A 4,762-nucleotide genomic window follows, 5' to 3' on the forward strand; every position below is an offset into this window, starting at 1 on the left:
CTTCCATTTCCTCATGATAACTTACAAATAAATCATAGTTTTGAAAATACCAAAGATCATCAGAATCTACAAAAAATATAATACCTTCCTTCTCAACTGACACTATTTCGCCATCGGGTTTCTCAGCAACAACCCCTAAAGAATATCCGGGCTGAATTGAACTATCCCCTCCGTACCTTACAGTAAAACGTACAGATGCACCGTGCTTTATACGTAATTCTTCCTGGAACCATTGCAGAGCTTTACGATCAATTGAAATTCTCATCTTTATTCCTCCAGTTTACGCAAACTCTTTTTTTCCTAATCGTTGTTTTACAAAGAAGACGAAAATAATTAAGGCTATCAATGCTGAAATTGCACTCCCTGAAAATAAAATACGATAACCAAACATTTGTGAAACAACTCCAAGTAAAATAGCACCTAATCCGATTCCTAAATCAAACGCTGTAAAAAATGAAGCATTTGCAACTCCTCTTTTACTCGGATCGACAATTGTAAGCATTGCCGCTTGCAAAGCTGGCTGCGCTGAACCAAATCCAATACCGTATAATGTTGCTGCGATAATTACACCTATCAAACCATTTGAGATAGTTAAAACAACTATAGCTAAAATAGTAATACATAATGCTGGAAGTATGATGAATACTTCTCCATACTTATCTAATAGTTTCCCTGAAATTGGTCTTACAATTGTTAATGCAATTGCATATACAAGAAAGAAAGTTCCCGGATTCACATGAATTGATGATGCAAATAACGGTAAAAAGGTTGTTATTCCTCCATATGCAAACGATAAAAAGAATACTACAATCGTGATTGTTAATACGGATTTCTCAAATAGCTGCATCTTCCCTTTTTCTTTTTGTGGCGTAAATGGCATCTTCGTTATTAATGATAATACGACTGCCATAAAAGATAACAACGTCGCTAATAAAAATAGACCATCAAATGAATAATTTTGCACAACCCATAATCCAATCATAGGTCCGATCGCCATTGCAATTGTCATCGCCATCCCATACCAACCCATACCTTCACCGCGGCGTGAATCTGGAATAATATCCGTTATTGCTGTTCCAACAGCTGTTGTAGAAACAGCCCATGTTACTCCGTGAATAACACGTAAAACAGCTAAAAGGACAATAGTCGATGCTATATTATAGGAATACATCGTTAAGCCAAAAAAGATGAGTCCGAAAATAATAAAGGATCTTCTACCATATTGATCTAACATTCCTCCAATAATCGGTCGTATTACAACCGCAGCTATTGTAAACATCCCCATCATAAGTCCAACTTGCGATTCATTGCCACCTATCTCTTTAATAAAGAGCGGGAGCGTTGGAACAAGTAAATAAAATCCTGTAAATAAAAATAACATTGCGAAAGTCATTTGAATAAATGATTTCGTCCATAATCGTTCCATAAAAATACCTCCATACACTCGTAAAATATTGCGATTAACACCTTCATTGTATATTTTTTTTATCTATTTTCCCTCCGCAAATAGACGTATCTTTTCATATTAAATAGTACACCATCAGCTTACATTAGTCTTAAGACTTTGTACGCATGTTTTAAACGAAAGTCCTATATATGTACCTTTATACGTGTGAAAAGAATATACTAATTTATTAACTCAACTTAGGAGTGAATATTTCATGTGGGTATTATTAAGAGTAACTGCCGTAGTTCCTTCGACTCCTGGGATACATGTTCCTGCAGTTCATACAGCTAGCTCCGATGTAGGAATTGAACTTCCCGCAACTTGGCAGCAATATCAAATTCCCGGTCAAGTTACCCCATCATTTTGGCATCATGGTACACACCCCAGTAGTACTCCCATTCATAGCCATAGTTATCCTCCACTACCTCAGGCTCAAGTCTTTTATCATTTCCCATCAATTTATTTTCAAAATTTTCATGGTACGTTTAACATTTAAAACACATCATTTCATAGCTACTACATTTAAACGAAAAAAGCACTTAAGATTGTAATTTCCACAAATCTTAAGTGCTTTTTAATATTTTTTATAAATTTTTCTTATTGCCCATTATTAGCAGGGGTCTCTCCTGCATTACCGCCAGTCTCTGGTGGTGTGGTCGCTGGTGGAGTTGTATTTCCTTGACCTCCTCCATTATTTGCCGGAGGTGTCGTATTTCCTTGACCTCCTCCGTTATTTGCTGGAGGTGTCGTATTTCCTTGACCTCCTCCATTATTTGCTGGAGGTGTCGTATTTCCTTGACCTCCTCCATTATTTGCTGGAGGTGTCGTATTTCCTTGACCTCCTCCGTTATTTGCTGGAGGTGTCGTTCCTTGGCCATTTCCATTATTTTGTTCTTCTTGTTTCTTTTGCTCTTCTAGTTTCTTTTGTTCTTCTTGCTTCTTAAGTTCCTCTTGTTTCTTTTGTTCTTCTTGTTTTTTCAGTTCTTCTTGTTTCTTTAATTCTTCTTGCTTTTTCTCTTCTTCAGTTTTTTGCTGTTGATCTTGTTTTGGTTGCTCCGTTGTATCTGGTACGCTAGTATTTGGCGATGAATCACGTTTTTCACCTTTTATACGTAGCTCACTACCTTCTTGAATAACACTACTTGGCATTTTAAAGCGTGATTTATCTGTAGCCATTTCGCTCATCATTTCTTTAAAGATCAACTGTGCAATTTTCGTATTTTTACTACTAATATACTCGTCTTTACCATCTTTCATATACCCAGTCCATACTGCCATCGTATATTGCGGTGTATATCCAGCAAACCAACTATCACGAGTTGCACTTTCTGGAATTTTATATTGAGCTAATTGCTTTGATGAATAGTTTGTCGTACCCGTTTTACCAGCTACATCTAAAGAGCCTACATTTGCCGATGTACCAGTACCCGATGTAACTACAGAACGAAGCATATCTGTAATCATGTATGCGGTAGAATCTGTCATAACTTGTTTTGGTTTTTGTCCAAAACTTTGTGACTTACCGTCTGGATAAACGACTTTCTTAACAAAATGCGGTTTCGTATATTTACCTTCATTACCAAATGCCGCATAAGCACCCGCTATTTCAGTTGGCGATACTTCATTTGTACCAATCGCTGTCGATTCCGTCGGTGCTGTATTAAATGTAATACCTAGTTTCTCAGAGAATTCTTTTGATTTACTAATCCCTACTTCTTTTGCAGTTTTAATTGCAGGAATATTACGCGACATTTTTAATGCTTCACGCATCGTAATTGGACCCATATGACTTCTATCTGCATTTCGAACTTCTTGACCCGTTGAATACTTAAATGGAGAGTCATCGATTTGATGATACGTAGCCCATTTTAAATATTCAATTGCAGGAGCATAGTCGAAAATTGGCTTCATCGTTGAACCAGCTGCACGATCTAATTCAATTGCCATATTATGCCCTTTAAATACAGCTTTATTTTCTCCACGGCCACTACCTATAGCACGAACTTCTCCTGTTTTCGTATCCATAAATGTGAATGCACCTTGGAATTTATCGTTTGGATAATCAATGATATTATTATTTAAAATATTATCAGCAAGTTTCTGTGCTTTCGGATCTAACGTTGTATAAATTTCTAAACCGTCAGAACCAATATTAGCATCTGGCAATTCTTTTTCTACTTCTTTCACAACTGCATCCATAAATGCAGGGTATGGCATTGTTTGTAGTTGAGCTGCAGGCTTGAGTCCCTTTTCTACGTCAACTTTTATTGCTTCTTCCATTTCCTGTTTTGTTATATATCCATGTCGATTCATTAAGTTTAGAACAACATTTCTTCTTTCTGTTGCTTTTTGAACATTTTCTTTTTTCGTTGGATCATAGTTATTCGGTGCTTTCGGTAAACCTGCAAGCATCGCAACTTCTGGTAATGTTAAGTCCTTCAATTCTTTACCATAGTAGTTTTGTGCTGCTGTTGCGATACCATATGAACGATTACCTAAGTTAATTTTATTTAAGTACATCTCTAATATTTCATGTTTTGAATACTGTTGTTCTAGCTTATAAGCTAAATATATTTCTTGCGCCTTACGCTTTGGTGTTTTGTCCATTGATAAGAAGTAGTTTTTAATAACTTGCTGCGTTATCGTACTTCCACCTTGAGAGCCATAATCTCCTTTAAGACTCACTAAAACAGCACGGGCAGTACCTTTAAAGTCTACTCCGCTATGCTCATAAAAACGTGAATCTTCTGTCGCTAAAAATGCATTTTCTACTAATTTAGGTATTTGATCATACGTAACATTCGTCCTTTTTTCTTTTCCATATTCATATACCAAATCCCCGTTTTTATCATAAATTTTTGAGGATAACGGATTAACAAGTTTTGCTTTTTCCAGTTTTGGTGCGTCCTTAATCATTACGAAAAAGGTAGCAACTCCCGCCACTAAACCTACAATACCAAGTAATAAACAAGTAATTAAAAACTTGCGGAAAAATGATGTTTTACCTTTTGGTTTTTGTGTTTTAGAAGCTGGTTGTTTTTTCTTTTTAACTTGTCGTCGCTCCTCGCGAGAACGATAATTTTCTGACATGTTACTTTCTCCTGCCTTTCAATTCTCCCGTTGATTTAATTTAAAATATTGAGGTCACTTTCGTAAATACGTTTAGGCAAGAAAGTGTACTGACCTGGAGCATTCAATATTTTCCCAATTCACAGATTACAAATTTTAGAATGGCTCTTATACATACTATTTTCACTTCTAATTTTCTAATAATGCTGCCCCTTTTAGCATAATAATGAAAGAAGTGAATTTTTA

4 protein-coding genes are annotated in these 4,762 nt (G+C 36.0%); 1 reads left to right on the forward strand and 3 read right to left on the reverse strand.

All coding sequences use genetic code 11. The features are described 5' to 3' along the window. Positions 1–265 (reverse strand): HesB/YadR/YfhF family protein (locus ACQGS6_RS23075; protein ID WP_426965663.1); only part of this gene is annotated, 265 nt, incomplete at its 3' end. A gap of 15 nt (positions 266–280) precedes the next feature. Next, positions 281–1,426 carry an MFS transporter gene (locus ACQGS6_RS23080; RefSeq protein ID WP_000440665.1) on the reverse strand — a complete coding sequence of 382 codons (1,146 nt, stop codon included), beginning with the start codon at positions 1,424–1,426 and terminating at the stop codon, positions 281–283. A 235-nt stretch (positions 1,427–1,661) separates the two neighbouring features. On the opposite strand from ACQGS6_RS23080, the gene ACQGS6_RS23085 reads away from it, so the two are divergent. Next, complete coding sequence (locus ACQGS6_RS23085; RefSeq protein WP_000270092.1) at positions 1,662–1,943, forward strand: hypothetical protein; 282 nt, start codon at positions 1,662–1,664, stop codon at positions 1,941–1,943. Positions 1,944–2,044: 101 nt separating this feature from the next. Here the strand turns inward: ACQGS6_RS23085 and ACQGS6_RS23090 are convergent, their stop codons facing one another. Next, positions 2,045–4,537: a PBP1A family penicillin-binding protein gene (locus tag ACQGS6_RS23090; protein ID WP_001293943.1), complete on the reverse strand. Its 2,493-nt coding sequence runs from the start codon at positions 4,535–4,537 to the stop codon at positions 2,045–2,047. Positions 4,538–4,762 lie beyond the last annotated feature (225 nt).

Origin of the sequence: Bacillus sp. GMs2/2 (genome assembly GCF_050172095.1) — a bacterium.
In the GTDB taxonomy this organism is placed as follows: Bacteria; Bacillota; Bacilli; order Bacillales; family Bacillaceae_G; genus Bacillus_A; species Bacillus_A cereus.

What these genes read in the sequence shown, in the direction of transcription:
- ACQGS6_RS23085 (WP_000270092.1), top strand. Translation starts at nt 1,662, where the DNA reads ATGTGGGTATTATTAAGAGTAACTGCCGTAGTTCCTTCGACTCCTGGG.
- ACQGS6_RS23090 (WP_001293943.1), bottom strand. Translation starts at nt 4,537, where the DNA reads ATGTCAGAAAATTATCGTTCTCGCGAGGAGCGACGACAAGTTAAAAAG.
- ACQGS6_RS23080 (WP_000440665.1), bottom strand. Translation starts at nt 1,426, where the DNA reads ATGGAACGATTATGGACGAAATCATTTATTCAAATGACTTTCGCAATG.